Source organism: Mycobacterium sp. (genome assembly GCF_049585075.1).
Classification (GTDB): domain Bacteria; phylum Actinomycetota; class Actinomycetes; order Mycobacteriales; family Mycobacteriaceae; genus Mycobacterium.
The window spans coordinates 1-3,150 of sequence record NZ_JBAUZA010000218.1 but is presented as its reverse complement, the minus strand read 5'-3'; the positions used below and the strand labels follow the sequence as shown (position 1 = coordinate 3,150).

Genomic DNA, 3,150 nt, shown 5'->3' with positions numbered 1-3,150 from the left:
GCGGGACAGGCGCCCGTGGTGGATCTCGTAGCCGTGCAGCGATTCCTCCCAGCGGCGCAGCACCTTGTCGGGGGCGAACACGATGTCGGCGTCGAGCAGCCCGAGCCCCTGCACTCGGCCCGATCGGCTTTCGACCGGGTCGTCGATCCAGCGGCACAGCATCTGGAAGCCACCGCAGATGCCCAGCACCGTCCGGCCCGACGCCGCATGCGCAGCGATGGCCTGGTCCAGGCCGCGCTCACGCAGCCAACCCAGGTCGGCGACGGTGGCCTTGGTGCCCGGTAGCACGACGACGTCGGCATCAGCGACGTCGGCGGGTTGGCTGACCCAACGCACCAGCACGCCGGGTTCGCACGCCAGCGCTTCGATATCGGTGGAGTTGGAGATCCGCGGCAGCCGCGGAACCGCGACCCGTAGCCACCCCGAGCCGCGCGGCGGTTGCGGTCTGCCGATCACTCGGTGGGCCAGCACCGAGACGGAATCCTCGGCGTCGAGCCACAGGTCGTCGCAGTACGGCAGCACCCCGTATGTCGGCCGCCCGGTGAGCTCGGCGAGTTGCTGCAACCCGGGCTCCAGCAGCGCCGCGTCGCCGCGAAATTTGTTCACGATGAACCCGGCGATCAGCGCTTGGTCGTCGGGCTCGAGCACCGCCACCGTCCCGAACAGATGCGCCAGCAACCCGCCGCGATCGATGTCGCCGACCAGAATCACCGGCACATTCGCGGCTCGGGCCAGGCCCATATTGACCAAGTCTGTTGCGCGCAAGTTGATTTCGGCCGGTGATCCGGCGCCCTCGCACACCACGGCATCGAATTCGGTTCTTAGTTGCGACAATTCGTCCAGCACGACGGTGAGAAGCTTGTTGCGATGCGACCAGTACTCGGTCGCAGTCACGGAGTCGACGGCCTGCCCCCGGATGACCAGTTGCGAGGTCGTATCGCTGCCCGGTTTGAGCAGGATCGGGTTGAACCGCACGCTGGGGGCAAGACCGGCCGCCCGGGCCTGCATCGCCTGGGCTCGGCCGATCTCACCGCCCTCGACGGTGACCGCGGAATTGTTTGACATGTTCTGCGCCTTGAACGGTGCGACCCGAATACCTTTGCGCGCCAGCAACCGGCAGAGTCCGGCGACCACCACTGACTTCCCGGCGTCAGAGCTGGTGCCGGCGACCAGCACCGCACCGCTCACCTTTTTGTGGCGAGCGCTAGAGACACGTAAGGATGTCCGCGCCGGACTCGGTGACCAGCAACGTGTGCTCGAATTGCGCAGTCCACTTGCGGTCTGTGGTGACGACGGTCCAGTCGTCGTCCCAGATCTCGTAGTCGAGCCCGCCGAGGTTGATCATCGGCTCGATGGTGAACGTCATGCCCGGCTCGAGGATCGTGGTGACCGATGGCTGGTCGTAGTGCAGGACAACGAGCCCGTTGTGAAAGGTCGTACCGATGCCGTGACCGGTGAAGTCGCGAACGACGTTGTAGCCGAACCGGTTTGCATAGGATTCGATGACACGGCCGACCACTGACAGCGCGCGGCCCGGTTTGACGGCTTTGATCGCCCGCATCGTCGCCTCGTGGGTGCGCTCGACAAGCAGCCGGTGCTCTTCGGAAACGTCGCCGGCCAGGAACGTGGCGTTGGTGTCACCGTGCACGCCGTCGATGTAGGCGGTGACGTCGATGTTGACGATGTCGCCGTCTTCGATCACCGTCGAGTCGGGGATGCCGTGGCAGATGACCTCGTTCAGCGACGTACAGCACGACTTCGGGAAACCCTTGTAGCCCAGCGTTGACGGGTAGGCGCCGTGGTCGACCATGTAGTCGTGGGCGATCCGATCCAACGCGTCGGTCGTCACGCCGGGCGCCACCGCCTTGCCCGCCTCCGCGAGCGCACCGGCCGCAATCCGACCGGCAACCCGCATCTTCTCGATGACTTCGGGCGTTTGCACCCACGGCTCGGTGCCTTCCCGGGCCGTCGGCTTGCCGACATACTCCGGACGCGGGATCGACTTGGGCACCGGCAGTGTCGGCGACACCACACCGGCAGATAGCGCGGAACGAACAGGCATACCGCCAGCGTATCTGGTCGTCAGGGATGCCGAGCCCGGCGCAGCAACGACCGGCGCGGTCCCTTGATTTTCACCAAGCCGCACACCACCCGGCCGGTCAAGACCACGTGCGGAATACCCTCGGCCGGCGCGGTCTTCCGGCGGTCGCTGGCGCTGCCGCCGTAGACCTCGACGTCGTCGATCGATGCGCTGGCGCCCTCGGGCAACCGGATCTCCACCGACCCGAACCTCATGTCGAGCTCGATGACGACGACCGGCCCGGCGAATCGCGCCTTGACTAGGTCCAGCTCGACGGAGCCCATCCGGCGCACCAACGCCAGCCGAGTCGGGACGGTCCATTCGCCGTGACGCTTGAGCGACCCGACCCAGCCACGCAGCTCGACCCGGTCGGCCGCAGATGTGACGATGGCCCCCGGGCCGGGCAGATCTCCGACGAGGCTGGCCAGCTCGTTGTGGGTCCGCGCGTAGGAGACCTGCGAGGAACGTTCCTCGAACTCGCTGATATCGATCAGCCCGAGTGCAACCGCATTGTGCAGCCGGCGCAGCGTGCCGTTGCGGTCGGCATCTGACACCCGCAGTTCGGTCAACTCATCAGGGCGCGTCATGGCGCTACTAATCTACCGCCACCGATCCCATCGGCCCCGGCCATGAAGACGTGACGGCCAGCTGGGCCAGGGCAGCGGTCGCGGTCGATTCGTAGCCATCGGACGTCAAAACCGCAGGAAATACACCACGGCGTTACTAACGATCGCTTATTCAACATTCGACAAATAATTGTCGTCATGGCTGCACCACACCGTTATGTCGCTTCTTATCGATATTTGACTTATGTAGAGCTATTGTTCGGTTCCCTGGATTGACTGTCCATTTTCTTGGATTTTTACATCCGGCGCTGGACAAATGCAGGCACCATGATCCATGGCTCTTGTTAGTCGTGGTTGCGATGCGTTTGACCTGGCATTTCGGGTCAAGACGCGCCCGCTGCGGCGAACACGTGACCTCCCAAGCAAATCGTCTGGCTGAGCGCAGAGATTCCGATTCTGCTAGCCGAACGGCAACTAAGAGCAGCCTTAAGGCCGACCCAACTT

At 64.7% G+C, this 3,150-nt stretch carries 3 protein-coding genes; all 3 read right to left on the bottom strand.

From position 1 onward, the window contains the following. Window positions 1-1,188: cobyric acid synthase (locus WB785_RS10680; RefSeq protein ID WP_424079010.1), on the bottom strand; the 1,188-nt coding region annotated here is incomplete at its 3' end. 16 nt (window positions 1,189-1,204) lie between these two features. Beyond that, the gene (map, locus tag WB785_RS10675) at window positions 1,205-2,062 is read right to left on the bottom strand and encodes a type I methionyl aminopeptidase (RefSeq protein ID WP_424079008.1); all 858 of its coding nucleotides are present in this window, start codon (window positions 2,060-2,062) and stop codon (window positions 1,205-1,207) included. Between the two features lie 20 nt (window positions 2,063-2,082). Then, the gene (locus WB785_RS10670) at window positions 2,083-2,667 is read right to left on the bottom strand and encodes a DUF1707 SHOCT-like domain-containing protein (RefSeq protein WP_424079007.1); all 585 of its coding nucleotides are present in this window, start codon (window positions 2,665-2,667) and stop codon (window positions 2,083-2,085) included. Between the last annotated feature and the right edge of the window lie 483 nt (window positions 2,668-3,150).

Bases quoted from the DNA above. Each gene is read 5' to 3' on its own strand.
- map (WP_424079008.1), bottom strand. From the start codon at position 2,062: ATGCCTGTTCGTTCCGCGCTATCTGCCGGTGTGGTGTCGCCGACACTG.
- WB785_RS10670 (WP_424079007.1), bottom strand. From the start codon at position 2,667: ATGACGCGCCCTGATGAGTTGACCGAACTGCGGGTGTCAGATGCCGAC.